Consider the following 24449-nt stretch of genomic DNA (forward strand, 5'->3'; position numbering starts at 1 on the left):
AGGAGGATGGAGGCATGGCACAGAAGATGACCGAAGCGCAGTGGCGGGAGTTCGTCTCGTACGGGACCCGCACCGGAAAACTCGCCACCGTCCGCGCCGACGGCAGTCCGCACGTGACCCCGGTCTGGTTCCTGCTCGACGGGGACGAGGTGGTGTTCAACACCGGTGAGCGAAGCGTGAAGGGGCGCAATCTGGCCAGGGACGGCCGGGTCGCCCTGTGCGTGGACGACGACCGGCCACCGTTCGACTTCGTGATACTGCGGGGCCGCGCCCGTATCTCGCAGGACCTCGACGAGGTGCGGCACTGGGCCACCCGGATCGCGGCCCGGTACATGGGCGAGGACCGCGCCGAGGAGTTCGGCGCCCGCAACGGGGTGCCGGGCGAAGTCCTCGTCCGCGTCACCATCGACAAGGTCCTCGCGGAGAAGGGCGTTTCCGACTGAGGCCGAGGGCCGTGCTCATCCCACCGAGTCGAGCAGCCGGGCGGTGTGCATCCGCCCGGCGTACTCGACGAGCCGGATGAGGACCTCCTTCCCGGAGTCGCGGTCGCGCGCGTCGCACAGCACCACGGGCGTGCCCTCGTCGAGGTCGAGGGCCCGGGAGACGTCCTGCGCTGCGAAGCGCCGGGCGCCGGGGAAGCAGTTGACGGCCACCACGAACGGGATGCGCCGGTGCTCGAAGTAGTCGACCGCCGGGAAGCAGTCCTCCATCCGCCGGGTGTCCGCCAGGACCACCGCGCCGAGGGCTCCTTGCGCCAACTCGTCCCACAGGAACCAGAAGCGGTCCTGGCCGGGCGTGCCGAACAGGTACAGGGACAGGCCGGAGCGGATCGTGATGCGGCCGAAGTCCATGGCGACGGTGGTCGTCACCTTGTGGTCCACTCCGTCGGTGTCGTCCACGGACTGGCCCGCTTCGCTGAGCAGTTCCTCGGTGCGCAGCGGCCGGATCTCGCTGACCGCGCCGACCAGGGTGGTCTTGCCCACGCCGAACCCGCCGGCGACCAGAATCTTCAACGCCAGGGCGGTGCTCTCGCCGTCCTGGGCGTCGGGGTGCTCGCAGACCATGGATCACTTCTCTCGGGAGTGGCGGTACGTTCTGTTACGGCCCTCTACAGCGCCCGCAGTCCCGCGATGACCTCGCGCAGGATCCGTTCGTCGGGCAGGTGGGCGGGCGGTACAGGGCGGCTGACGGTGACGCGGCCGAGTTGGAGGAGGTCGCCGAGCAGCACCCGGACGACGCCGACGGGCAGGTCCGCGCCCGCGGCGAGTTCGGCGACCGACTGGGTCTCCGCGCGGCACAGCTTCAGCAGGGCCAGGTGCTCGGGCCCGAGCGCGCTGTCGTCGGCTCCGGCAGCGGCCTGGTTCAGGGTGACGAGCGCGATCAGGTCGAAGCGGACCCCGGTGGGGCCCGGCCGGGTGCGGCCGCCCGTCATGGCGTACGGGCGGACGAGGGGCCCGGCCTCGTGGTCGTACCACTGGCTGCCCTGCTCGCGCGGAACAGCGGTCGTCGCCCCGCTCCTGTGCTCCTCGGTCATGTCCGCGGCCCGTCTTCGTGTCTCATCCGGCGGTGGGCGGCCGCGTGCCGAGGCGCGGCGGCGCGTCGAGGTGCTCGCCGACACGTTTGACCAGCCGCGCCATCTCGTAGGCCACCAGGCCGATGTCGGCGGTGACGGCGGTGAGCAGGGCGAGGCAGGATCCGTCACCGGCGGCGGCCACGAACAGGAAACCGTCGTCCATCTCGACCATGGTCTGGCGTACGCCGCCGGCTCCGAAGTGCCGGCCCGCCCCCTTGGCGAGGCTGTTGAAGCCGGAGGCGACGGCGGCGAGGTGTTCGGCGTCCTCACGCCCGAGGTCGCTGGAGGCCCCCGTGGCGAGTCCGTCGTTGGACAGCACCACGGCATGCCGTACGTCGTGGACGCGCAGGACCAGGTCGTCCAGCAGCCAGTCGAGCTCACCCGACCTGCCCCGCTCTCGGCTTCGCTCGCGCGGGGGCACCTCCGTGGCGCTCCTCATGCTCGGGTCCTGGATCATGCGGGCTCTCCTTCGCTGCCGTCGCTGCCCGCCGCCGGGCCGGGCGTGGCCCCGCGGCCGGGTTGTCTGCCGCCGCCGCGCGCCCAGCCGTCGCGGTAGGCCGCCATGCGGTCCCGTACGAGTTCGGGGGTGCGTTCCTCGTCGCGGTGGGGCGCGGACGCGGGCGGAGGGTCCTCGGGCCGGCCGTCGCGCAGTTGGGGCGCGAGGCTGGCCTGGCGTACGCGGCGCGGGAGGTCGTCGGAGCCCTGGGGTTCGTCCTGAAGGCGGTGCAGGCGCAAGGTGGCGACTCCTGGGGGTGGGCTCTGGGGGGCGGTGTGCGCCGCGGCCGGTACCGGGGCCGCCGGCGCGCGCCGGTCGGCCTGCGCCGGGACGGCCTCCTGGTACGGCTCGTCGCCGGGCACGCGCGCGTACGCGCGTTCCCCGGGCTGCGGTGCCTGGGCCGCGTGTCCGGGTGGGCGTGCGGCCGCGCCGCTGTGCAGCAGGGCGGTGGGCAGCAGGACGACCGCGGTGGTGCCGCCGTACGGCGAGGTCTTCAGATGCACCCTGATGGCGTGCCGGGCGGCGAGCCGGCTGACGACGAACAGGCCGAGCCGGTCGCTGTCGAACAGGTCGAGCGCCTCGGACTCGGCGATGCGGCGGTTGGCCTCGGCCAGGGTCTCCTTGCCCATGCCCAGTCCGCGGTCCTCGACCTCCAGGGCGTAGCCGTTGCCGACGGGTTCGCCGGTGACGCGCACGCGCGTGTGCGGGGGCGAGAACTGGGCGGCGTTCTCGATCAGTTCGGCCAGCAGATGGGTGAGGTCGGCGACGGCGGCGCCGAGCACGGAGGCCTCGGGCAGCTGCCGTACCTCCACGCGCGCGTAGTCCTCGACCTCGGAGACGGCCGCGCGGACCACGTCGGTCAGCGAGACGGGTGTGCGCCAGGCCCGGCCGGGGGCCGCGCCGGAGAGGATGATCAGGCTCTCGGCGTGGCGCCGCATCCGGGTGGTGAGGTGGTCGAGCCGGAACAGGTCGCTGAGTTCGCCGGGGTCCTCGGAGCGGCGTTCCATGCTGTCCAGGAGGCTCAGCTGGCGGTGGACGAGGATCTGGCTGCGCCGGGCCAGGTTGACGAACACCCCGGAGATGCCGCTCGCCAGCTCGGCGCGCTCCGCAGCGGCCCGCAGCGCGGCGCGGTGGACGGTGCCCAGGGCCTCGGCGACCTGCCCGGTCTCGTCCTCGGCGGGCGGTCCGGGCGGGGCCTCGGCGCGGACGTCGATCTCCTCCCCGGCACGCAGCTTCCGCATGGCTTCGGGGAGTTTGCGCCGGGCGATCTCCAGGGCGCTGTTGCGCAGGCTCACCAGCTCGATCACCAGGCCGCGGCCGATGCGTACGGAGATGACCAGCGAGGCGGCGACGGCGGCGAGTCCGAGCAGCACGGCGGCGCCGGCCGGGGTGAGCAGACCCCGGGAGAACGGGTCGGCCCGGTCGGCGACCCCGCGTCCCGTGTCGTCCTCGATGGCGCGCATGCCGTCCTGGACGCGCGTGTGCGCGGTCGTCCAGGTGTCCTCGGGGACGGCGTCGACGGCGCGGGCGCCCGGGGCGGCCGCGAGGACCTTGTCCTCGACGGCGCCGAGGCTGTCGTGAGCGCCGCTGTCCACGAGGCTGTTCCAGGCGGCACGTTCGGTGCCGCGCAGGTCGGCGACGGCGGACTCGGTGAGGGTGCGGCGCAGCTCGACGGCGCCGGTGAACAGCCGCAGCCGCTCGCCGCTCAGGTTCCCCGCATGACGGGCACTGGCCAGCACCGCGTCCTCCCGGGCCAGCGCCTCGCCCGCGCGGGAGAACTCCACCAGCACGCGCGCGTCGGAGCCGAGATCGGCGTCCTGGACACCGGCGAGGGCGCCGCCCACCCCGAACGCCGTCGCGATGACCCGCGTGTACCGGTCGTACGTCTCCTCCCAGCCGACCCGGCGGTCCAGCACGGCGGTCCGCAGCGGGCGCAGCCGCTCCGCGCCGGTGACGAACGCCTCGAGCCGTGCGGCCACCGCGGCGGGCAGTTCCTCGCCGTCGGCGACGGTGTGATGGTCGCCGAGGCGGAGTCCGGCGACGGCCCGGTCCGTGCGCCGGGCGAGACTGCTCAGCTCGTCCGGCCGGGCGGCGGACGGGGCGGTCGCCCGGCGGACCGCGGCGGCGCGTTCGGCCTGAAGGGCGGTGACGGCGGCGCTGACGGGAGCGCGGACCAGGGCGTCCAGACGTTGCACCTGCCGCAGCCGGGAGACGTCCTGGGCGGTGGTGACGGTGGCGTACGCCCACAGGGCCAGCAGGGAGACGACCGGCACCATCAGCAGGCAGACGATCTTGGCGCGCACGGTGCGGGGGCGGATCCGCCGGCGCCACGCGCGCGTGGGAACCTCGCTCGGCGCGGTGTCGGGGCGGTCTTCGTCGGCCGGTGGTCCGGCGTGGGCCCGCCGGCCTCGCACGGCGGGCCGGGGCGGCGCCTCGCCGCCGGGGGTGCGGTTCCTACGGGGTGTGGGCATGGACTCCTCGCTCCGGAGTGGTTCGGGCCTGCCGACCGCAACTCGGGGCCGGGCCTAGGGGACGGCGGTCCCGGCCGTCCGCTGGGCCGAGGCGGACGCCGCGCGCTCCCCCGCCGTCGGCGACAGCGCGACGAAGGCGGAGGTCAGGAAGAGGTAGGACCCGAGACCCACGGCGAGGGGGAAGATGAACTGCATCGCCGTGGCCCCGGGCAGGGCCTGCCCGGAGGGTGTGACGCGCACGCTCACCGCGAACATCCCGGTGTAGTGCATGCTGCTGACGGCGGCGCCCATGATCAGGGAGGCGACGGTGACCGCGACGGGCGACTTGATGTGGAGCGCCGCCCACAGGGCCGCCGTCGCCGCGACGACGGCGATCAGCACGGACAACGCGACGAGGACCGGGTCGTAGCGCACGTCGCCGTGCAGGCGCACCGCCGCCATGCCGAGGTAGTGCATGCTGGCGACGCCGAGACCGGTGGTCAGGCCGCCCAGCAGCAGCGCCCGCCCGCGGTCGCGGCCGTAGCCGACGGCGAAGACGCCGGCGCAGACCACGAGCATGGCCACCAGCAGGCTGGCGAGGGTGAGCGGCACGTCGTAGCGGATGCCGGTGCCGCTGACGCTGAAGCCGAGCATGGCCACGAAGTGCATGGTCCAGATGCCGGTGCCGAGCGCGGAGGCGGCGGTGACGAGCCAGTTGCGACGCGCCCGCCCGGTGGCCGCGAGCGCCCGCACGGTGCAGCGCAGCCCGAGGGCGGCGCCGGTACAGGCCATCACGTACGACAGCACGGGGGTCAGCCACCCCAGGGCGGCGTGGTCCAGGTGTCCCATGGGCCCGGGACGCTAGCCCCGCCCCGGGCGCACAACGGGGGCGCGTTCGAAAGGTGTCGGAATATGACGCGGCGATGCACCGGAACGACCGCGTCAGGCTCGAACATGCGCGCAGAAGTGTCCATCGAACGGGTGCACCGCGTCGCCGGTATGTGTGCGGGATCATGCGGGCATGAGCGACGACCACACACGTGTGCAGGAGTTCTTCACCGCCCGCGCGGCCGACTGGGACAGCAGGTTCCCCGACGACGGTCCGGCCTACGCGGCGGCGGTCGCCGAGCTGGGGCTGCGCGCGGGGGACCGGGTGCTCGACGCGGGGTGCGGCACCGGACGTGCCCTGCCGCCGCTGCGGGCGGCCGTGGGGCCGTCAGGAGTGGTCGTGGGGGTGGATCTCACCCCGGCCATGCTGGAGCAGGCCGTGCGGGCCGGACGCGACCGCGCCGGGCGGCTGCTGCTCGCCGACGTGACGGCGCTGCCGCTGCGCAGCGAGTCGCTGGACGCGGTGTTCGGTGCGGGCCTCGTCTCCCACCTGCCGGACCCGGCCGAGAACCTGCGCGAGCTGGCACGTGTGGTGCGTCCCGGCGGCGTGCTGGCGCTGTTCCATCCCCTCGGCAGGGCGGCCCTGGCCGCACGGCAGGGCCGGCAGATCACCCCGGACGACCTGCGGGCCGAACCCCACCTCCGGCCACTGCTCGGGAGGTCGGGGTGGCACATGACGTCGTACGTCGACGAGGACACCCGCTTCCTGGCGCTGGCGGTACGCGAGGGCTGAGCACAGGCCGGGCGAACACCGCCGCCGGCCGTGGTGCGGACGCTGCTGGGCCCGCACCACGGCCCCCGGCGGCCTGACGTACCGGTTGAGGGCGGCCGATTCGCCCCGCCGAGTCCGGAAAACTGCAGCTCGGGTGCGCTGGTGAGGTCGTGACAAGCGGCTTCCGGGCGCACTAGGGTGCGCGCCGTTGGACGAACCATGGGGAGGCTGGGATGGCCGGGACCGACGAGGTCGCCGTCGCCGCCGAGGACGACGCGCTCTACGTGCTCACGGCGGTGCTGCTGACGCCGGCGAAGTTCCCGAGCGTGCTGGGCGACGACTATCCGGAGGCGTGCGCAGCGCTCGGCCTCCCGCCGCTCGCCGACGGGTACGGGCTGGTGCTCGGCCAGGACGGCGCCGGCGCGCGCTGGACCGTCGTCGTCGACGACGTCTCCCTGGTCGCCGTCGCGATCGCGTCGTGGGACTGCGGCATGGAGTACGACCTGTCGCCCGACGAGCGTACGGTCGTGGCCGCGCTGCCCGGCTGGCCCCTCGCCCTCGCCGTCGCCGCCCCGGGCGTGCCCGCGCCGCACGACCCGGACCCCCGGGAAGCCGGCCGGCCGCCCCTGACGCCGCCGGACACCACCACCTGGGGCCCCGCTCAGCGGCGTCTGGGAGCGGACGAGATCGCGCTGCAGTGGGCGATGTGGCGGGAACAGGTGGACGACACGGACTTCGTGCGGCCGGGTCCGCAGGCCGGGCCCTCGGACGGCCCTGGCGGCACGGACGGCGCGGACGGCGCGGACGGCGCCGCGCGGGAGGCGCCGACGGGCCACAGCGGGATTCGGCGCGTGCTCGCGGAGGCCCGCGCCTACCTCGACATCCCGCCGCCGCTGGGCAGGGTCCGGTCGTCCTTCGCGACGGGCGACGCCCGGACCCTGCGCGCCGACGGCCCGGGCTGGTCGCTGGTGGCCCGGACCGACGACATCGCGTTCGTGCTGCTCGACGAGGAACCGGGCGAGGTCCTGCCGGTGGGCCGGGGACCGGAACTGCCGGCTCTCCTGGAGGCCCTCGACAAGATGGCCGTGCGCCCCAGCTGACGCCGCCCGGCGGGTCACGTCCCGGGCGGCCCCGGGGCGACCAGCAGCGCGCCCATCGCGGTGTCCGGGTCGGCGTGGGCGCGCAGTTCCTCCAGTTCCGCGCGCCACTCCGCGGCCCACTCGGTGGCGCTGCCTCCCGCGTGCACCAGGCACAGTGCGTACAGGCCGCACACCGCTGTTCCGCGAGCGCGCAGGGTGCGTGCCGCGGCCAGGGCGGCCGTACGCACGCGTGGCCGCCGGAAGTCGGCCGGGGTATCCAAGAGGGACTCCGGCCGGCGTTGCGGCGCCGCTTCGCAGAGCCGCAACAGCCGGTCCCACCGGTGTTCCTCGTGCCGCCCCTGGCACACGGACTCCACAGCTGCCTGGACGCGTACCGGGACCGCGCGAGCAGTGAGGCGCGCGAATTGGGGCGTGGGATCTTGGGGCATAGGTTGACGGCATGGTGGAGGGGGCGAACTCCGCGGCGCAGACCATGCCGCAGGAGCAACAGAAAAGAGGGCGGCATGCCGCCCGGCGGAAGAGGAACAAAAGCGGGCTGGCTCGTTCGTCTTTGTTGATGGCTGTTGGCACGGTGGTGTCGCGGGCGACGGGGCTGATCCGTCAGGTGCTGCAGGCCGCGGCGCTGGGGACGGGGCTGCTGGCCAGTACGTACAACACGGCGAACACCGTGCCGACGAGCCTGTACACGCTACTGATCGGCGGCGCGCTCAATGCTGTGTTGGTGCCGCAGTTGGTGCGGGCCCGGGCCACAGAGCCCGACGGCGGGCAGGCCTACGAGCAGCGGCTGGTCACGCTCGTGGTGTGCGTGTTGGGCGTCGGGACGGCGCTGGCGGTAGGGGCAGCGCCGCAGATCGTGGGCCTGTATATGCGGGACACCCCGGACAGCCACGAGGCGTTCGAGCTGACGGTGACGTTCGCGCAGTTCCTACTGCCGCAGATCTTCTTCTATGGCCTGTTCAGCATCTACGGGCAGGTGCTGAACGCGCGTGAGGTTCGGCGCGATGATGTGGACCCCGGTGCTGAACAACATCGTGCTGGTCGGCATGTTCGCCGCCTATCTGGGGCTGATGACGGTGCCCGACCGGGTGGAGGACATCACCACTGCCCAGGTGCGCCTGTTGGCGATCGGGACGACCGCGGGCATCGCCGTCCAGGCACTGGCTCTGATCCCGTTCGCCCGGGCGGCCGGTTTCCGGTTCAGGCCGCGGTTTGACTGGCGGGGCACCGGCCTGGGCAAGAGCGTGCACGCAGCGAAGTGGACGCTGCTGTTCGTCCTGGCCAACCAGGTCTCCCTGACGGTGGTCACGAACTACGCCAACGCCGCCGACCAGGAGCTGCCGCAGGCCGGCGCGGGCTACTCCGCCTACACCTATGCGCAGACGATCTGGATGTTGCCGCAGTCGATCGTGACCGTGTCCCTGGTGACGGCGCTGCTGCCGCGCATGAGCCGGGCAGTCGCCGAGGGCCGCATTCCGGATCTGCGCGCGGACCTGTCCCGGGCGCTGCGGATCAGCGGCGTGGTCATCGTGCCCGCCGCCTTCCTCTTCCTCGCCCTGGGGCCCCAGATATCTTCGCTGCTCTTCGCCCACGGAGCAGCCGATGCCGCCTCGGCCCGCCCACTGGGCTACATGCTGCAGGCGTTCGGGCTCGGGCTCATCCCGTTCTCCGCCCAGTACCTGCTGCTGCGCGGCTTCTACGCCTTCGAGGACACCCGCACCCCGTTCTTCATGGCGTCCTGGATCGCAGGCGTGAACATCGCCCTGGCCACGGTCTGTCATGTGGCCCTGCCCGCCCGCTGGTCGGTGGTCGGCATGGCCGGGGCCTACAGCCTCTCCTATGTGGCCGGTCTCGCGCTCACCGCCTACCTGCTACGCAGAAAGATGGGGGGCCGGATCGACGACGGAGGTCTGCGCCGCACCTACGTGAAGCTGCTGTACGCCGCGTGCCCGGCTGCTGGGCTGGGCTGGGCCGCAGCGCGTGGGTGCGCTGGCCTGGGAGAGGGGACGTGGCCGACTGCTGTCGCCTTGACTGCCGGGGCGCTCGCGACAGCACTGGCGTATCTCCTTCTTGCCCGGTCGCTGAAAGTCACCGAGCTCCGTCGCCGGCCTGGGATGCGTTGAGTCCAGGCAAGCGATGGAAAGGGCGGATAAGAGCGCCGGCACCAGGCCGTGTTCTAGAAGGTGCTGGTTCGCTGGGTTGGCCGTCCGGGGAAGTGGCGGGCGGCCAGCCAGATGATGAGCTCGTTGGCGATCCGGTTGACGCTGCTATCCGTGTCGACCTTGTGTTCGCGTCGTGTGGTGTCGCGGCGGACGATCTCGTAGCCGCCTTCGTCGAGTACGGCCACGGAGGCGAACCAAGCGGGGTCGTCTTCGTCGGGCTGGATGACGATGAACGTGTTGTCCGTGTCGTTTAGTTCGCTGATGAGGTCGAACAGGGCGTCCTCGGACGGGTCGTCGATGTGGTGTCCGTTCTCGCTGTCGGCGCAGTAGTAGGTTGCCGCCACGATCCGTTCTCCCCTGTGCCGACGTGCTGCCGGGTTGCCGCCGCCAGCATGGCATGTGGCGCGGACAGCCTCCTGTGGTCACAGCCATTCATTGATCGCGGTGATGTGGACAGTGGCCTCGAAGCGGACGGCGAGTTTGTCGAATCGTGTGACCACCGCCCGGTTGCATTGGAGGCGGTTGATGCCGCACTCGACAGCGTGCCGGGCCTTGTAGTCCTCGCGGCCGAAGACCGGAGGGCGACCGCCGCAGTTTGCCACGGCCCGTACTCCGTCGGCAGATCCCGCCACGGGGCACCGGTTAACACCCGCCAGCGGATCCCGTCGATCAGTCTCCGCCGACACGGTGATGGCCTGCCGACCTGTGCAACAGGCAACAGCGTTTCCAGCACTGCAGCTGTATTGATCACAAGCGTTGTTGCTTGCGCCGGCCCGCTGGTCACGCTGCTGTTCGGCGCCGGGAGCCTCCGTCGAGACCGCTCAGTGACCTGGTGGCTGCCGTGGTGGTGGCCTGTGGGTGATCAGCCTGGCGACATTCCGCGCTCGACGTCGACGGCTGCGACCCGGCGGAACTCAGTCTTGTGCACGATCATGTTGGGGCAGGCCCGGCGCAGCGCTGTGATCACTGGTTGCATGTCGGCTGTGCTGTAGGGGGTGTTGTAGGTGGTGAACTGCGAACCGTCCACTCCGAGCCGCAGCACCAGCTCGTCCTCCTCCTTGTACCCGTCGTCCCAATCAGGCGGCACGTGGGAAAAGGAGATGCCGCCGACCTGTAGCGGACGAAGAGCGGTGACGGCGCTCAACGGGTAGGAACGGGTGCGCCCGTAACGCTGCCGCAGCAGCAGCCGCCCCTGCTCTCCCTGCCCCACTCGTATCTCAATGACCGAACGCCACAAGGAAATCCAGTCCCGAGCGGAATGGGCAATCCACACGAGGCTCACCATGCCGACCCCAAACGCCCAGTCCAGCGAGAAGAAGGCGAGCACGATGGCCAGCGGCCCGAGAACCAGTACGGGGATCCCTCCGCATTCGAAGAACCAGGGCTTCGGCCAGGCCCGCCAGCGGTACGCCCAGGCACTCTTCGTCGTCCTGCTCTCAGCACCTTCAGCCATGACCCCATCATGGGCATGCGGGACATGACCGACCAGCCCTCAACGGCCCGAGGTCGTAGCGCATCCCCATCTCCACTCGACCAGGGATCTCAACACTCAGCACTCCGCCGTCGCTGCCCTCGCCTCCAAGGACCTGCGCGTATCCCCAATCGGCGCGCTCGGCACCGTCAAGTTGCCTGGCGACCTCACCTGCCGCAGTGGTTTGAACAGCTCGGCTCCGGGCCGCTCCGGTTCGCCCTTGCGGGTTGGCCGCAGCAGCCGGATGCCGTGCCCGGCCAGCTGGTGCTCGACGTCGCGGCCGGAGTAGTCCCTGTCGCCGATCAAGGTCTGTCCGGGTTGGGTGACGAGGAGTTCCGGTTCGGCGTCGAGCAGTCCAGCAGCGTCTCGCGCTCCTCGGCTTTCGCTCCGGTCAGGGCGAAGGCGACGGGCAGCCTCTGGAGCGTGCACACCAGGTGCAGGCGCAGGCCCCGAAAGAAGCGGCTCTGGCTGGCGCACCTCAGTCAGGCGGGCAGCCCCCTCTGCCGTCCGCGGACCGGGCCGGGGCAGGCCCGGTCCGCGGACGGCAACAGCCCGGCTCCGGCGTACGGAACGGCCGGGCCGCTTCGGGGCGTCAGCGCCTCAGCGGCCGAGCTCCCTGCGGCGGACGCGGCGCAGCCTGCGCCGCTGGGACGGGTCGAGCGCGAGGTACGCGGCTGCCGGGACTCCGAGGACGATCAGGAGCGCGGCCCACCAGGGCAGCCAGATCAACAGGATGAGTCCGACCGCCACACCCCCCGCGGCGATCTTGGCATTGTTCGACATGAGTGTCGCCTCCTTCGCGGCCAGTGCCGCTGTCTGTCCTGAGAACGGGCCCGCGCCTGCGGCTGTTCCGGACGGCGACCCTGAGACGTCCCTGAGGTTCACCCCCGAGAGACCCCTGAGGCCTGCTTCTGCACAGTGACAGGCATCACAGCCTTCCGGCACCCGGCAAACCCTCTCGGTGCTGTACCCTCGGCGGCTCCGACTTACTAGTCAAATTTGAGGAATACACCATTCCCGTGCAGACCTCTTCCCCGCCCATCCTCTCCGAGATCTCCGAACTCGCCCACCACTGCGCCGTGTTCGTGCCCGGCGACCCCGCCCGTACGGGCAGCGTGGCCTTCTGGCAGCCGGACGGTGCGGCGCTGCCCACCGTGGCGTCGGCGTCCGTCGCGGACCTGACGGTCGTCGTGCCCGGCGGCGACGGCGTCGAGGCGGTGCGCGTGCCGGCCCTCCTGCTCCCGGTGGGCGCGGCCCTGCCGGTGCTCACGCGCACGCGTGCCCGGCCGGACGCCCACCGGGCCACCGCGTTCTGGGGCGCCGCTGCCCTGCACGCCCTGCATCTCGTGGCACGCGGCCTGCTGCTGCCCGGGCTGTCCCCGGCCGACCACGACACCTGGCGGGCGGGCCCGCTGGGCGCGGCGGACGTCGAGGCCGTCCGTCGCCTCGCCGCCGCGATGCCGCCCGAGGCGCACGCGGTGCCGGTGGACGCCGCCGCACCCCTGCGGCTGCCCGACCCGGAGCAGCTGCTGCGGGCCTTCCTGGACGCGGTCGCCGACACCCTGCCCCGCTCCCCCGCCGCCCCGCTGGTGACCGGCGGCCCGGCCTACGCGGCGCCGGAACCGTCACACCTGCCGCACCTGCGCGCCTGGGCGGCCGATGTCGCCGCGGGGCACGACGCGGGCGTGCGGCTGTCGCTGCGGGTCGAGGTGCACGGTCTGACGGACACCGCGCCCGAGGCGGCTGAGGTGACCTTCCGGGCGGTGCTCCAGGTGCACAGCGTGAGCGATCCGGCGCTCGTCGCCGACGCCGCCGAGGTCTGGGCCGGTGACTCCGGCGCGGTCTTCGGCCCCCGTGCGCGCATGGACGTCCTGCTCGCCCTGCGCCGGGCGGCCCGGGCGTGGACCCCGCTCGCCCCCCTGCTGTCGGCGGCCGTGCCGGACGCGGTGGAACTCGCCCCCGAGGAGGTCACCGACCTCCTCGGCGAGGGTGCCCGGGCGCTGGCCGGCGCCGGGGTCGACGTGCACTGGCCGAGGGGGCTGACCCGCGAGCTGACCACCCGCGCGGAGATCGGGCCGCCCGACGACGAGCCGGGGCCCGGCACCGCAGGAGCAGGCACCCTGCCGTCGTTCCTGTCGGCCGACGCGCTGCTCGCCTTCGACTGGTGGTTCGCGCTGGGCGACGAGCGGCTCACCCGGGAGGAGCTGGACCGGCTCGCCGAGGCCGACCGTCCCGTCGTACGGCTGCGCGACCAGTGGGTCCTGGTCGACCCCCAGGAGGTGAGGCAGGCCCGGGACCGGCAGGACCACAAGGTGACGCCCGTCGAGGCGCTCGGCGCGGCCCTGACCGGCTCGGTGGAGGCCGACGGCCGCCGGGTGGAGGTACGGCCCACCGGGTGGCTGGCGGCGCTGCGCGAGCGCCTGACGCACCCCGAGGCGCACGAACCGGTGGAGCAGCCGGCCGCCCTGGCGGCGACGCTGCGGGACTACCAGCGGCGCGGCCTGAACTGGCTGGCCACCATGACCTCCCTCGGCCTCGGCTGCTGTCTCGCCGACGACATGGGGCTGGGCAAGACCATCACCCTGATCGCCCTGCACCTGCACCGGCAGAGCGACCCGTCGTCCGCCGGACCCACCCTCGTGGTGTGCCCGACGTCCCTGATGGGGAACTGGCAGCGGGAGATCGAGCGGTTCGCGCCGGGCACGCGCGTGCGCCGCTTCCACGGCACGCGGCGGAGCCTGGACGACCTCGCCGACGGGGAGTTCGTGCTCACCACGTACGGCACGATGCGCCTGGACGCGGCGCGGCTGGCCGGCGTGCCCTGGGGCCTGGTCGTGGCGGACGAGGCCCAGCACGTGAAGAACCCGTACTCCTCGACGGCACGGCAGCTGCGCACCCTCGGGGCACGCGCACGCGTGGCGCTCACCGGAACCCCGGTGGAGAACAACCTGTCGGAGCTGTGGGCCATCCTCGACTGGACCACCCCCGGGCTGCTGGGCCGGCTCGGCACCTTCCGCAGGCGGTACGCGGAGGCGGTCGAGGGCGGGCAGGACCCGGCCGCCGCGGAGCGCCTGGCCCGGCTGGTCCGGCCCTTCCTGCTGCGCCGCCGCAAGTCGGACCCGGGGATCGCACCCGAGTTGCCGCCCAAGACGGAGACGGACCACGCCGTGTCGCTCACGGTGGAGCAGACGGCCCTGTACGAGGCCGTGGTGCGCGAGGCGCTCACCGCGATCTCCGGCGCCGACGACATGGCCCGGCGGGGCATGATCGTGAAGCTGCTGACCGGGCTGAAGCAGATCTGCAACCACCCGGCGCAGTTCCTCAAGGAGGAGCGGCCGGTGATCGCCGGGCGGTCCGGGAAGCTGGAGCTGCTGGACGAGTTGCTCGACACGATCCTCGCCGAGGAGGCGGGGGTGCTGGTGTTCACGCAGTACGTGCGGATGGCCCGGCTCCTGGAACGGCACCTGGCCGACCGCGGCGTGCCCTCGCTGTTCCTGCACGGCGGCACGCCGGTCGCCGCACGGGAGGCGATGGTGCGGCGGTTCCAGAACGGTGAGGTCCCGGTGTTCCTGCTGTCGCTGAAGGCGGCGGGCACCGGGCTGAACCTCACCCGGGCCGAGCACGTCGTGCACTACGACCGCTGGTGGAACCCGGCCGTCGAGGCGCAGGCCACCGACCGCGCGTACCGCATCGGGCAGACCCGGCCCGTCCAGGTGCACCGGATCATCGCCGAGGGAACGATCGAGGACCGTATCGCCGCGCTGCTGCACCGCAAGCGCGAGCTGGCCGACGCGGTGCTGGGCTCCGGCGAGGCGGCGCTGACGGAGCTCACGGACGCGGAGCTGGCGGACCTGGTCGAACTGCGAGGGGGCACCCGATGAGCACGCACACCCCGGACCACGACGAGGACACCGAGCGCACGTTCGCGGCGCTGCCTCCCGCGCGGGGGCGGGGCTTCGCCCAGAGCTGGTGGGGCCAGGCCTGGCTGAAGTCCCTGGAGGACACGGCGCTGGACTCCGCGCAGCTGAAGGCCGGGCGCCGGCTGGCCCGTGCCGGGGCGGTCGGCGCGGTCAGCATCCGCCCGGGCCGCATCACGGCGGTCGTGCAGGACCACGACCGTACGACGCACCGGGCCGACGTGCTGCTGGAGGAGCTGTCCGCCGCGCAGTGGGACCGGTTCGTGGACATGGCCGTCGAACGGGCCGGGCACGTGGCGGCGCTGCTGGACCGGGAGATGCCGCCGCACCTGGTCGAGGACGCACAGAGCGCCGGCATCGACCTGTTGCCGGGCCTGGGCGATCTGGAGCCGGAGTGCGACTGCGGTGCCTGGGACCACTGCGGTCACACGGCGGCGCTGTGCTACCAGATGGCCCGCCTGCTGGACCAGGACCCGTTCGTGCTGCTGCTGATGCGGGGCCGCGGGAAACGCGCTGTCCTGGACGCCCTGCAGACGCGCACGAGTGCCGGCGGCGAGGAGTCGTCCCGGCCGGAGGGCGTGGACGCGGCCGAGGCGTACGCGGCCGGCTGGATGCTGCCTGAGCTGCCCGCCCCTCCCGTCCTGCCCGCGCAGCCCGGTGTCCCGCCGTCCCTGGACACCGAGGCGGCGCCCGCCGGCGGGATCGATCCGGCCGCCCTGGAGTTCCTGGCCGCCCGGACCGCCGCACAGGCTCACCGCCTGCTCGCGGAGGCCCTCCGGGACGGTCATGACCATCACGCGCCGGAGGCGGCGCTGACGCAGTCGCAGGACGCGGTGCGGCTGGCGGCCGGCGAGCCGGAACGCGCTGTGGCGGACCGGCTGGCCGAGGGGTCGGGGCGGGACCGGGAGGACCTGGCCCTGGCCGTACGCGCCTGGCGGCACGGCGGCACGGCCGCGCTGTCGGTGCTCGAGGAGGAGTGGCCGGTGGAGGGCGAGGCACTCGCCCGCGCGCGTGCCGCTCTCGACGCGGCCTGGGACGAGGACGAACGGCCCGGGTTGCGGGCCCGGGCCAACCGGTGGACCGTCGTGGGCGGTACCGCCCAGCTGCGGCTGGGCCGCGACGGCCGTTGGTGGCCCTACCGCAGGGAGCGCGGCCGCTGGGTGCCCGCGGGGGCCGCGGCCCAGGACCCGGCGACGGCACTGGCGTCGGCGGGGCGCACGCCGGACGACGCGTTCTCTTCCCCGGCGTCGCCCCAGGGATAGGGCATCGCGGCGTCCGGGAGCAGCCGACATGTACCGGCCGGCTCCCGGGCGGGCGCGCGCTGCCGGACAGCGGCGGGGTGGACGGCTTCGTCACGGGCCGGACCACCCCGCCCCGCCCCGTCCCCGCTCTCCGCACCGACCGCTCCCGCGCCGAGTCCCCCCAACGGCTCGGCGCGGGCCAGCCGGCCGCCCACGCACACGGCGGCGGATCGGGCTGCACGCCGCCCCCGGTCAGACGCCGGGCACGCGCGCGTGGCCGGGGGACGCCGGCCACGGCACGCTCGCTACGCGGCCAGCACCCCCCGCTCCCTCAGCAGCGGCAGCAGATGGCGGGTAAGGGCCGGCGAGAGCCGGATGTCCCGCTCCTTCCCCGTGATCCAGCGCAGGGCCGCCAGTTCCGCGGCGGGCCTGGGGTCCTGGTCGAGGTGTGCCTCGAACACCGTCAGCCGCATGGGGACGCCCTCCAGGGCGGCGACCTCCTCCACCTCGGCCAGCAGCCGCGGCGCCACCGGCCGTACGCCCAGCTCCTCGTCGAGCTCGCGGTACAGCGCCGCCAGGGGCTTCTCACCCGGGTCGGGCTTGCCGCCCGGCAGATAGAAGACCCCGGGAGCGGCCTTCTTGCTCACGACCAGCAGGCGTTCGTCCCGCACGACCGCAGCCGCCACGACGACCAGCGCTTGCGTGGGTTCTCGGTCATGCGCGCCATTGTCGTCGCGGCCGAGGCCGCCGGCCGGACCCGGTCAGGGCAGCAGCTCGCCGGGCAGGGACGGGACGAGCGATTCCAGACCGCTCGGGAGGTGACTCGGCAACCCGGTCGGCAACCGGCTCGGCCATGCGCTGGGCAGCTCGACCGGGAGGCTCAGGGAGGGCCGCGGCGAGCGGCTCGTGGCACTCCCGGTGGGCGCACCCTCCCCCGGATCGTCGTCGCCGCCGGAGGAGGCCATCCACACCAGGGCGGAGACGGCCACGGCCGCCACCAGGACGGCGAGGAGCAGGAACAGCGGATTCCGCCGCCGGGCAGGAAGCCGCGCACCGGGCGGCTGGTAGGACGGCGGCGGACCGGGCGGCTGGGAGGGCGGAGGCGGTAGGGCCATACCCCTCAGCGTCGGCCCGGCCCGCCCCTCGCGGGAGCGCCCGCACGAAGGCTGAGACGGACTCATGGCATGGATCGCATGATTCCGCCGCATTCCGCGCGGAGCTCACGCACGGCACGCCGGCGCGACAGCACGTACGCGCACGCGTACGCGTACGGCTCAGCCCCGCGCCCCCAGCAGGTGATCCATGGCGAGCTGGTCGAGGCGCTCGAAGGCCATGCCGCGTGCGGCGGCGGCCTCGACGTCGAACTCCTCGAACGCCGACCGGTCGGCCAGCAGCCCCTGGAGCCCGTCCGCGGCGGTGGGCTGGGCCAGCTGGTCCAGCCGCGCCGCGCGCAGCGCCTCCTGCACCTCCGGGTCGGCGCGGAAGGCCGCCGCCCGCTCCTTGAGGATCAGGTAGTTGCGCATGCAGCCGGCCGCCGAGGCCCACACCCCGTCCAGGTCCTCGGTCCGCGGCGGCTTGAAGTCGAAGTGCCGCGGCCCCTCGTACCCGGCGCTCTCCAGCAGGTCGACCAGCCAGAACGCGGAGCGCAGGTCGCCGGCGCCGAAGCGCAGGTCCTGGTCGTACTTGATACCGGACTGGCCGTTGAGGTCGATGTGGAACAGCTTGCCCGCCCACAGGGCCTGCGCGATGCCGTGCGGAAAGTTCAGGCCCGCCATCTGCTCGTGCCCGACCTCCGGGTTGACGCCGTACAGCTCCGGGCGCTCCAGGCGGTCGATGAAGGCCAGGGCGTGGCCGACGGTCGGCAGCAGGATGTCGCCGCGCGGCTCGTTCGGCTTGGGCTCGATGGCGAACCGCAGGTCGTAGCCCTGGGAGGTGACGTACTCGCCGAGCAGGTCGAAGGCCTCCTTCATGCGGTCCAGGGCGGCGCGGACGTCCTTGGCGGCGCCGGACTCGGCGCCCTCCCGGCCGCCCCAGGCGACGTACACCTGGGCGCCCAGCTCGACGGCGAGGTCGATGTTGCGGATGGTCTTGCGGATCGCGTAGCGGCGCACGTCCCGGTCGTTGGCGGTGAAGGCGCCGTCCTTGAAGACCGGGTGGGTGAAGAGGTTGGTGGTGGCCATCGGCACCTTCATGCCGGTGGCGTCCAGCGCCTGCCGGAACCGCTTGATGTGCGCCTCGCGCTCACTGTCGGTGGAGCCGAAGGGGATCAGGTCGTCGTCGTGGAAGGTCACGCCGTGGGCGCCCAGCTCGGACAGGCGCTGCACCGTCTCCACCGGGTCCAGGGCGCGCCGGGTGGCGTCGCCGAAGGGATCCCGGCCCTGCCAGCCGACGGTCCACAGGCCGAAGGTGAACTTGTCCTCGGGGGTGGGCTGGTAGCTCATGCCGCGGCTCCTTGCTCGCTCAGCTCGCTGACGACTATTTCGTCATGGCGATTTACAAATTAGTATGCGAGCGCATCCCTGGGAAGGGACCAGATGCATCCCGCTGAGCCGCGCAAGAGGGAGAAGCCCGATGTCAGCAGCCGAGGGTCCGCTCGTCGTCGGCGTGGACTCGTCCACCCAGTCCACCAAGGCGCTGGTCGTCGACGCGGCCACCGGCCGGGTCGTGGCGAGCGGCCAGGCACCCCACACCGTGTCCTCGGGGGCGGGCCGCGAGAGTGATCCGCGCCAGTGGTGGGACGCCCTGTGCGAGGCGCTGCGCCAGTGCGGCGAGCCGGCGCACGAGGCCGCCGCAATCGCGGTCGGCGGACAGCAGCACGGCCTGGTCACCCTGGACGAGCGCGGCGAGCCCGTCCGCCCCGCCCTGCTGTGGAACGACGTACGGTCGGCTCCGCAGGCCCGCCGCCTGACCGAGGAGCTGGGCGGCGCGAAGTTCTGGGCGGAGCGCACCGGCAGCGTCCCGGCCGCGTCCTTCACGGTCACCAAGTGGGCCTGGCTGGCGGAGCACGAGCCGGAGGCGGTCCGCGCGACCAGGGCCGTACGCCTCCCCCACGACTACCTCACGGAACGGCTCACCGGGCAGGGCACCACCGACCGCGGCGACGCCTCCGGCACGGGCTGGTGGGCGTCGGCGACCGAGTCGTACGACGAGGAGATCCTGGCGCACGTCGGGCTCGACCCCGCCCTGCTGCCCCGGGTGGTCCGGCCCGGCGAGGTGGCGGGCACCGTGCGCGACAGCCACGACCTGCCGTTCTCCAAGGGCACCCTGGTCGCGCCCGGCACCGGCGACAACGCTGCCGCCGCGCTCGGTCTGGGGGTACGCCCGGGCACGCCGGTGATGAGCCTCGGCACGTCGGGCACGGTGTACGCGGTGTCGCGGCGGCGGCCCGCAGACCCGAGCGGCACGGTGGCGGGTTTCGCCGACGCCCGCGGCGACTGGCTGCCGCTGGCCTGCACCCTGAACTGCACCCTCGCCGTGGACCGCGTGGCGGCCCTGCTGGGCCTGGACCGGGAGGCCGTCGAACCCGGCGGCACCGCCACCCTGCTGCCCTATCTGGACGGCGAACGCACCCCGAACCTGCCGCACGCCTCCGGTCTGCTGCACGGCCTGCGCCACGACACCACCCCCGGCCAGCTGCTCCAGGCCGCCTACGACGGGGCCGTCCACTCGCTGCTCGGCGCGCTCGACCTGGTGCTCGACGCGGACGCGGACCCCTCGGCGCCCCTGCTGCTGATCGGCGGCGGCGCCCGCGGCACGGCCTGGCAGCAGACCGTACGGCGGCTGTCGGGGCGGCCCGTCCAGGTGCCCGAGGCGAAGGAGCTGGTGGCGCTCGGCGCCGCGGCACAGGCGGCCGGGCTGCTGACCGGGGAGGACCCGGCGGCGGTCGCACGGCGCTGGAACACGGCCGCCGGTCCGGTGCTGGAGGCGGTGGAACGGGACGAGGAGACGCTGGCGAGGATCGCCGGGGTACTCTCCGACGCGGCTTCGCTGCTGGAGCGGGGCACGGACACGCCCTGAGGCCGCCCGCCGGGGACACCGGGCCCGGGCCGGGGCCGCCGACACCGAACCGAGGACTGACGGAGGCATGACCACACCGCTGCACGACGCCCACCCCGCCGGTCCCGGACGCGTCACCCCGGACACCCAGCAGGGCATGCGCCGCCGGAACCTGGCCCGGGTGATGCACGCCGTCAGCGCCGAGGGGCCGCTGTCCCGGGCCGCCGTCGCCTCACGCATCGGGCTGACCCGGGCAGCGGTGTCGAGCCTCGTCGACGAGCTGATCCGCTCCGGGCTGCTGGAGGAGCTCGGCCCGGAGCGGCCGGGCCGGGTGGGCCGCCCCGGCTCCGCGCTCGCCGTCAGCGGCAGCGGCCCGGCCGGGATCGGCGCGGAGATCGGCGTCGACCACCTCGCGGTCTGCGCCGTCGATCTGCGCGGACAGGTGCGGTCGCGGACCGTGCGGCACGGCGCCAACCGGGGCCGCTCCCCCGCGCCGGTGCTGGAGGAGCTCACCGGGCTCATACGCGGGGTCGTCGCCGAGGCGGAGCGCGAGGGCCTGTGGCCCGCGGGGCTGGCCGTGGCCGTGCCCGGGCTGGTGGCGCGCGACGCGCGGACCGTCGTACGCGCCCCGAACCTCGACTGGCACGACACCGACGTCGGCGCCCTGCTCGCGGTGGACCTGCCGCTGACCGTGGACAACGAGGCCAACTTCGGCGCGCTCGCCGAACTCTGGCTGCAACAGGGCACCCCGCGCGACTTCCTGCACGTGTCGGCGGAGATCGGCATCGGCGCCGCGGTGGTGGTGGACGGGGGGCTGCTGCGCGGCACCCGGGGGTTCGCGGGCGAGCTCGGGCATGTGCCGGTCCGGCCGGACGGGCCGCGGTGCGTGTGCGGCGGGCGCGGCTGTCTGGAGCAGTACGCCGGTGAGGAGGCGGTGCTGCGCGTGGCCGGGCTGGAGCCGGGCGAGGACCGGGTGGGACTGCTCGCCGGCCGCGCCGAAACGGGCGACGAGGCCGTACGGCGTGCCCTGCGCGAGGCGGGCGAGGCCCTCGGCATCGCCCTGACCGGCGCGGTCAACCTGCTGGACCCCGAAGGGGTCGTCCTGGGCGGCGAGTTGTCCGCCCTGGCCCCCTGGCTGCTGCCGTCCCTGCGCGAGGAACTGGCCCGCCGCACGGCCGGGCCGGTCTGCCCGGTGACGGTGTCGCGGCTGGGGCCCGAGGGGCCGCTGCTGGGCGCGGCCCACGCGGTGGTACGGGCGGTGCTGGACGACCCGGCGGCGGTCGCCGGACGCGGCTGAGCCCGGGCCCGGCACGGGCAAGACCACCCACGTCGTCCGTCCGACCGGTCGTGACGCCTCACATCCCGGTTACGAATCGCTCAACTTCCGGTGGCGGCGCGGTGATCGGGCGACGATGGGGCCATGACTCCGGCCCCGCGCGCATGCGACCGACTGGCGCATCGGCCGGACCTCTCGGCGGGTCCGGCCACTCGGAGCCGGTGCACCTTCCACCGGGTGACGGTGCTGCCGCGCAACGCGGCGGCGGAGGGGTAGCGCCGCGATGTCGAACATCCCACCGCTCGGACGTCATACGCCGGAGTCCGCCAATGCCGATGCCTGGCAGGCGTACGGCACGCACCACCTGCGGCGCGGTACGGTCCTGCCCGACGCAGAGCGGATCGAGTGGGGCCCGGGCGGCACCGGGCCGGGTGCGGACGTTCTCGGGGAGCTGCCGGGCCGGCGCGTGCTGGACCTCGGGTGCGGTACGGCACGGCATGCGGCCCACCTGGTCCGTGCCCACGGCGCCTTGGTGGACGCGGTCGACGCCTCACCCGCCCAGTACGAACGGGCCCGGGCCCACTGTGGTGGGCTGCCCGGGCTGCGACTGGTCCTGGCTGACGCGGTCGACTACCTGCGGACGGCGGATCAGCCGTACGACGTCGTCTACTCGGTCAACGCCGTCCCGTATCTCGACCCGCACCGGCTGCTGCCCGCCCTCGCCGACGCACTGAAGCCGGGCGGAAGGCTCTGCTTCACCGTGCTGCACACCAACTCCCACGGTGACGGCCCCTCCGCGAGCCTCACCGCCCGGCCCGAGATCCTGCGGCTCGCAGGCGGCGGTGACCTCACCGTCCAGATGTGGGTGCTCACCGAAGAGCTGTGGACCGACCTGCTCACCGAACACGGCCTGCGTGTCGAGCGTATCGACGTCCTCGACGCGCCCGGGGCGGACAACCACGCCTCCTACCGGCTCTTCCGGGCGATCCGGCCGGTCCGGCTCGCCTCGCGGTCCCGCACGTCCCGGCCGCCCGCCGCCCACGCCGCGCTCGGTGTCGGCGCCATCCTGTTCGGGGCCCGGGGGCTGCTGCTGGGCCGTCACCGGCACGGAACGTGGGAGCTGCCCGGCGGGACGGTAGAGCCCGGTGAGGCCCTGCCGGAGGCGGTGGTGCGGGAACTCGCCGAGGAGACCGGGCTCCGGGCGCACCCCGACGACGTCCGTCTGCTGGGCACGCTGCTCGACGACGCCGGAGGTGTCGTACGCGTGACCGTGGCCGCCCAGGTCACCTCCTGGCGCGGGGACCCGGCGGACCAGCCCGGTGAGCGGGTCGGACGCTGGCGGTGGTTCCCGCTGGACCGGCTGCCCGACCAGCTGTTCGTGTGCAGCGCCCAGGCCCTCACCGCGTGGCGGCCCGGCCTCCCGGTCGACCACGCCCCGGCCCACTTCACGCCCTACGCCACCGGAACGCCCGCGCACTGACCACCCGAAGGGGTGCGTTTTCTCACCCGTTCCCCGTCAAGCCGGCGCCCGGCCGCCCCCTCGGCGCCCGCGATCTGGTGCACTGCCCGTCGTCCTGGGACAGTTGACAAGACTTCAGGGGGAATCTGTGACACGTCGTCATGGACGGGCCGCGGGAGCGGGCAGAGCGGTACTGGCAGTCGTTGTGGCGTTCGGGACGCTGGCCGGTGCGGCCCTGGTGGGGGCGGCGCCGGCCGGTGCCGGGCCACGGGCCGTCCCCCTCGCGCCCGGCGTCACGTACGAGGAGTTCGACATCGAGGCGGCGCACGGGGTGGCGCACGCGCACGTGCTGCGTGTCGACCTGCGCGACCCGCACGTCCGGGTCGAGCTGCTGCATCCGGGGGCGGTGGCCGCGCGGGCGCCCGTCTCACGGATGGCCGACGCCGAGGGGGCCGTCGCCGGCGTCAACGGCGACTTCTTCAACATCAGTGAGGCCCAGCACCCGGGCGTCGAGGCCACCGGCGCGAGCGTGGGCCCGGCGATCGCGCGCGGCCGGGTGCTGAAGGCGGCCGTGCCGCAGGGCCAGCGGTTCGGCCCCGCCCTGCCGCCGGGCACGAGCACCGAGGACGTCCTCGCAGTGGGCACCGACCGGCGGGCGCGGCTGGACCGCCTCGCCCTGGCCGGCTCGGTGCGCACGCCGCAGGGCCGGCTGCCGCTGGGCGGGCTCAACCAGTACGCGCTGCCGGTGGGTTCGGTCGGGGCGTTCACCGCGGCCTGGGGCAGCGCCTCCCGGGTGCGCGCCACCTGCGGCACGGACACCGACCGGGCCGCGCCGTGCAGCACGGACACCTACGAGGTGACCGTCCGGCGCGGCCGGGTCGTCTCGGCGGCCGAGGCCCCGGGCAGCGGGCCCATCGCCCCGGGGACCACCGTGCTGGTCGGCCGGGAGGCGGGCGCGCGGCGGCTGCGCTCGCTGCACACCGGCGAGCGGGTGCGGGTACGGCACCGGCTGGTGGCCGCCGCGTCCCGGACCCCGTACCGCTTCGCCCTGGGCGGCTACCCGGTGCTCACCGGCGGGCGGCCGCTGCCCGGCCTCGACGACCCGGCCTCGGCCGTGCGTACCTGCGCGGGTGTCGCGGACGGCGGGCGGCGCCTGCTGCTGCTCGCGCTGGACGGCGCGCCCGAGCACCGCCGCGGCCTGACGATCGCCGAAGTCGCCGACGCGATGCGGCGGTTGGGGGCCACCGACGCGTTCAGTCTGGACGGGGGCGGCTCGTCGACGCTGGTCGCCCGGGACCCGGGAGCCGCCGCGGTCACCGTGCGCAACCACCCCAGTGGCGGTGCGGAACGCGCCGTCCCGAACGGCATCGGGGTCTTCTCCGGCCCGTGACCCTCACGGCCTGAGGCCGGCGACGATGTCCGCCGTGGCCGTCAGCCCGCTGTGGATGGTCGGGGCGATGCTCGTGCTGGCCAGGTAGAAGCCGAGCAGCAGACAGACCAGCGCGTGGGAAACCTTCAGTCCCCCGTTCCGTACGAAGATCACCGCGAGGACCGCCAGCAGCAGCACCACAGAGATGGAAATGGCCATCGTGAACCTCCTCCGCCACGCCGCCACGTCCGTTTCGCGGCGTTCGGCCGTCAGTGTGGCGTAGCGGAGGGTTCGTCCGGGCGGCTGAGCTGTGCTCCGAACGTGTGGTGTCCCGGTGCGGGA

At 73.9% G+C, this 24449-nt stretch carries 22 protein-coding genes and 4 pseudogenes; 10 read left to right on the forward strand and 16 right to left on the reverse strand.

Annotated elements, in window-relative coordinates; translation table 11 throughout:
* Positions 1 to 14 precede the first annotated feature (14 nt).
* On the forward strand, positions 15 to 443 hold the full coding sequence (locus AB0K80_RS16815) for a PPOX class F420-dependent oxidoreductase (RefSeq protein WP_365670127.1): 429 nt from the start codon (positions 15 to 17) through the stop codon (positions 441 to 443).
* A gap of 15 nt (positions 444 to 458) precedes the next feature.
* Here the strand turns inward: AB0K80_RS16815 and AB0K80_RS16820 are convergent, their stop codons facing one another.
* The 5 genes from AB0K80_RS16820 to AB0K80_RS16840 are packed head-to-tail and all read right to left on the reverse strand — an operon-like array spanning position 459 to position 5368.
* Positions 459 to 1064 carry an ATP/GTP-binding protein gene (locus tag AB0K80_RS16820; RefSeq protein ID WP_365670132.1) on the reverse strand — a complete coding sequence of 202 codons (606 nt, stop codon included), beginning with the start codon at positions 1062 to 1064 and terminating at the stop codon, positions 459 to 461.
* A gap of 44 nt (positions 1065 to 1108) precedes the next feature.
* On the reverse strand, positions 1109 to 1534 hold the full coding sequence (locus AB0K80_RS16825) for a DUF742 domain-containing protein (protein WP_365670151.1): 426 nt from the start codon (positions 1532 to 1534) through the stop codon (positions 1109 to 1111).
* 22 nt (positions 1535 to 1556) lie between these two features.
* Positions 1557 to 2030 carry a roadblock/LC7 domain-containing protein gene (locus AB0K80_RS16830; RefSeq protein ID WP_365670153.1) on the reverse strand — a complete coding sequence of 158 codons (474 nt, stop codon included), beginning with the start codon at positions 2028 to 2030 and terminating at the stop codon, positions 1557 to 1559.
* Positions 2027 to 4540 (reverse strand): ATP-binding protein, encoded by a 2514-nt coding sequence (locus AB0K80_RS16835; protein ID WP_365670155.1) that lies wholly within the window; start codon positions 4538 to 4540, stop codon positions 2027 to 2029. The genes AB0K80_RS16830 and AB0K80_RS16835 overlap by 4 nt, the downstream gene beginning before the upstream one ends.
* 54 nt (positions 4541 to 4594) lie before the next feature.
* Positions 4595 to 5368, reverse strand: coding sequence for an MHYT domain-containing protein (locus tag AB0K80_RS16840; protein ID WP_365670157.1), 774 nt, complete (start codon positions 5366 to 5368; stop codon positions 4595 to 4597).
* 172 nt (positions 5369 to 5540) lie between these two features.
* Between AB0K80_RS16840 and AB0K80_RS16845 the strand changes: the two genes are divergently transcribed.
* Together AB0K80_RS16845 and AB0K80_RS16850 are read left to right on the forward strand one after the other, a co-directional pair.
* Positions 5541 to 6140 (forward strand): class I SAM-dependent methyltransferase, encoded by a 600-nt coding sequence (locus tag AB0K80_RS16845; protein WP_365670159.1) that lies wholly within the window; start codon positions 5541 to 5543, stop codon positions 6138 to 6140.
* Between the two features lie 212 nt (positions 6141 to 6352).
* Complete coding sequence (locus tag AB0K80_RS16850) at positions 6353 to 7219, forward strand: hypothetical protein (protein WP_365670161.1); 867 nt, start codon at positions 6353 to 6355, stop codon at positions 7217 to 7219.
* 14 nt (positions 7220 to 7233) lie between these two features.
* Here the strand turns inward: AB0K80_RS16850 and AB0K80_RS16855 are convergent, their stop codons facing one another.
* Positions 7234 to 7479, reverse strand: a complete 246-nt coding sequence (locus AB0K80_RS16855) for a hypothetical protein (protein ID WP_365670163.1) — start codon at positions 7477 to 7479, stop codon at positions 7234 to 7236.
* A 296-nt stretch (positions 7480 to 7775) separates the two neighbouring features.
* Between AB0K80_RS16855 and murJ the strand changes: the two are divergent.
* Positions 7776 to 9339, forward strand: a pseudogene (gene murJ, locus AB0K80_RS16860) (murein biosynthesis integral membrane protein MurJ).
* A 53-nt stretch (positions 9340 to 9392) separates the two neighbouring features.
* On the opposite strand, the gene AB0K80_RS16865 reads toward murJ, so the two are convergent.
* The 6 genes and pseudogenes from AB0K80_RS16865 to AB0K80_RS16890 form a co-directional block, all read right to left on the reverse strand.
* Positions 9393 to 9722: a hypothetical protein gene (locus AB0K80_RS16865; RefSeq protein ID WP_365670165.1), complete on the reverse strand. Its 330-nt coding sequence runs from the start codon at positions 9720 to 9722 to the stop codon at positions 9393 to 9395.
* Positions 9723 to 9800: 78 nt separating this feature from the next.
* Positions 9801 to 9968: pseudogene (locus AB0K80_RS16870) on the reverse strand (IS5/IS1182 family transposase); the annotation flags it as partial.
* A gap of 2 nt (positions 9969 to 9970) precedes the next feature.
* Positions 9971 to 10057 (reverse strand): annotated as a pseudogene (locus tag AB0K80_RS16875) (transposase); the annotation flags it as partial.
* 183 nt (positions 10058 to 10240) lie between these two features.
* Complete coding sequence (locus AB0K80_RS16880; protein ID WP_365670167.1) at positions 10241 to 10831, reverse strand: hypothetical protein; 591 nt, start codon at positions 10829 to 10831, stop codon at positions 10241 to 10243.
* Between the two features lie 186 nt (positions 10832 to 11017).
* A pseudogene (locus AB0K80_RS16885) lies at positions 11018 to 11325 on the reverse strand (transposase); the annotation flags it as partial.
* Positions 11326 to 11449: 124 nt separating this feature from the next.
* The gene (locus AB0K80_RS16890; RefSeq protein ID WP_365670169.1) at positions 11450 to 11632 is read right to left on the reverse strand and encodes a hypothetical protein; all 183 of its coding nucleotides are present in this window, start codon (positions 11630 to 11632) and stop codon (positions 11450 to 11452) included.
* 236 nt (positions 11633 to 11868) lie between these two features.
* Here AB0K80_RS16890 and AB0K80_RS16895 point away from each other — a divergent pair, with 236 nt between their 5' ends.
* A complete protein-coding gene (locus AB0K80_RS16895; protein ID WP_365670171.1) occupies positions 11869 to 14730 on the forward strand; it encodes a DEAD/DEAH box helicase in 2862 nt (953 codons plus the stop codon).
* The gene (locus AB0K80_RS16900; protein ID WP_365670173.1) at positions 14727 to 16028 is read left to right on the forward strand and encodes an SWF or SNF family helicase; all 1302 of its coding nucleotides are present in this window, start codon (positions 14727 to 14729) and stop codon (positions 16026 to 16028) included. Before AB0K80_RS16895 ends, AB0K80_RS16900 begins: the two co-directional genes overlap by 4 nt.
* Positions 16029 to 16312: 284 nt before the next feature.
* On the opposite strand, the gene AB0K80_RS16905 is transcribed toward AB0K80_RS16900, so the two are convergent.
* The 3 genes from AB0K80_RS16905 to xylA form a co-directional block, all read right to left on the reverse strand.
* The gene (locus AB0K80_RS16905) at positions 16313 to 16693 is read right to left on the reverse strand and encodes an NUDIX domain-containing protein (protein WP_365670175.1); all 381 of its coding nucleotides are present in this window, start codon (positions 16691 to 16693) and stop codon (positions 16313 to 16315) included.
* A gap of 75 nt (positions 16694 to 16768) precedes the next feature.
* On the reverse strand, positions 16769 to 17122 hold the full coding sequence (locus AB0K80_RS16910; protein ID WP_365670177.1) for a hypothetical protein: 354 nt from the start codon (positions 17120 to 17122) through the stop codon (positions 16769 to 16771).
* A gap of 159 nt (positions 17123 to 17281) precedes the next feature.
* A complete protein-coding gene (gene xylA / locus AB0K80_RS16915) occupies positions 17282 to 18448 on the reverse strand; it encodes a xylose isomerase (RefSeq protein ID WP_365670179.1) in 1167 nt (388 codons plus the stop codon).
* 130 nt (positions 18449 to 18578) lie between these two features.
* On the opposite strand from xylA, the gene xylB reads away from it, so the two are divergent.
* From xylB to AB0K80_RS16935, 4 genes are all read left to right on the forward strand, one after another.
* Positions 18579 to 20024, forward strand: coding sequence for a xylulokinase (gene xylB / locus AB0K80_RS16920; protein WP_365670181.1), 1446 nt, complete (start codon positions 18579 to 18581; stop codon positions 20022 to 20024).
* Positions 20025 to 20091: 67 nt separating this feature from the next.
* Positions 20092 to 21300, forward strand: coding sequence for an ROK family transcriptional regulator (locus tag AB0K80_RS16925; protein ID WP_365670184.1), 1209 nt, complete (start codon positions 20092 to 20094; stop codon positions 21298 to 21300).
* Between the two features lie 262 nt (positions 21301 to 21562).
* Positions 21563 to 22759, forward strand: a complete 1197-nt coding sequence (locus AB0K80_RS16930) for an NUDIX domain-containing protein (RefSeq protein WP_365670186.1) — start codon at positions 21563 to 21565, stop codon at positions 22757 to 22759.
* Between the two features lie 184 nt (positions 22760 to 22943).
* Positions 22944 to 24128 carry a phosphodiester glycosidase family protein gene (locus AB0K80_RS16935; RefSeq protein ID WP_365670188.1) on the forward strand — a complete coding sequence of 395 codons (1185 nt, stop codon included), beginning with the start codon at positions 22944 to 22946 and terminating at the stop codon, positions 24126 to 24128.
* Positions 24129 to 24131: 3 nt separating this feature from the next.
* Here the strand turns inward: AB0K80_RS16935 and AB0K80_RS16940 are convergent, their stop codons facing one another.
* Entirely contained in the window at positions 24132 to 24326 is a 195-nt protein-coding gene (locus tag AB0K80_RS16940) for a hypothetical protein (RefSeq protein WP_365670190.1), read from the reverse strand.
* Positions 24327 to 24449 lie beyond the last annotated feature (123 nt).

The organism is Streptomyces sp. NPDC052682, from assembly GCF_040678435.1.
Lineage (GTDB): Bacteria > Actinomycetota > Actinomycetes > Streptomycetales > Streptomycetaceae > Streptomyces.

Excerpts from the sequence above, each read along its gene's own strand:
- AB0K80_RS16940 (WP_365670190.1), bottom strand. The coding sequence starts at position 24,326 with ATGGCCATTTCCATCTCTGTGGTGCTGCTGCTGGCGGTCCTCGCGGTG.
- xylA (WP_365670179.1), bottom strand. The coding sequence starts at position 18,448 with ATGAGCTACCAGCCCACCCCCGAGGACAAGTTCACCTTCGGCCTGTGG.
- AB0K80_RS16880 (WP_365670167.1), bottom strand. The coding sequence starts at position 10,831 with ATGGCTGAAGGTGCTGAGAGCAGGACGACGAAGAGTGCCTGGGCGTAC.
- AB0K80_RS16830 (WP_365670153.1), bottom strand. The coding sequence starts at position 2,030 with ATGATCCAGGACCCGAGCATGAGGAGCGCCACGGAGGTGCCCCCGCGC.
- AB0K80_RS16850 (WP_365670161.1), top strand. The coding sequence starts at position 6,353 with ATGGCCGGGACCGACGAGGTCGCCGTCGCCGCCGAGGACGACGCGCTC.
- AB0K80_RS16930 (WP_365670186.1), top strand. The coding sequence starts at position 21,563 with ATGTCGAACATCCCACCGCTCGGACGTCATACGCCGGAGTCCGCCAAT.
- AB0K80_RS16890 (WP_365670169.1), bottom strand. The coding sequence starts at position 11,632 with ATGTCGAACAATGCCAAGATCGCCGCGGGGGGTGTGGCGGTCGGACTC.
- AB0K80_RS16845 (WP_365670159.1), top strand. The coding sequence starts at position 5,541 with ATGAGCGACGACCACACACGTGTGCAGGAGTTCTTCACCGCCCGCGCG.
- AB0K80_RS16815 (WP_365670127.1), top strand. The coding sequence starts at position 15 with ATGGCACAGAAGATGACCGAAGCGCAGTGGCGGGAGTTCGTCTCGTAC.
- AB0K80_RS16825 (WP_365670151.1), bottom strand. The coding sequence starts at position 1,534 with ATGACCGAGGAGCACAGGAGCGGGGCGACGACCGCTGTTCCGCGCGAG.
- xylB (WP_365670181.1), top strand. The coding sequence starts at position 18,579 with ATGTCAGCAGCCGAGGGTCCGCTCGTCGTCGGCGTGGACTCGTCCACC.
- AB0K80_RS16925 (WP_365670184.1), top strand. The coding sequence starts at position 20,092 with ATGACCACACCGCTGCACGACGCCCACCCCGCCGGTCCCGGACGCGTC.
- AB0K80_RS16840 (WP_365670157.1), bottom strand. The coding sequence starts at position 5,368 with ATGGGACACCTGGACCACGCCGCCCTGGGGTGGCTGACCCCCGTGCTG.
- AB0K80_RS16835 (WP_365670155.1), bottom strand. The coding sequence starts at position 4,540 with ATGCCCACACCCCGTAGGAACCGCACCCCCGGCGGCGAGGCGCCGCCC.
- AB0K80_RS16910 (WP_365670177.1), bottom strand. The coding sequence starts at position 17,122 with ATGGCCCTACCGCCTCCGCCCTCCCAGCCGCCCGGTCCGCCGCCGTCC.
- AB0K80_RS16900 (WP_365670173.1), top strand. The coding sequence starts at position 14,727 with ATGAGCACGCACACCCCGGACCACGACGAGGACACCGAGCGCACGTTC.
- AB0K80_RS16820 (WP_365670132.1), bottom strand. The coding sequence starts at position 1,064 with ATGGTCTGCGAGCACCCCGACGCCCAGGACGGCGAGAGCACCGCCCTG.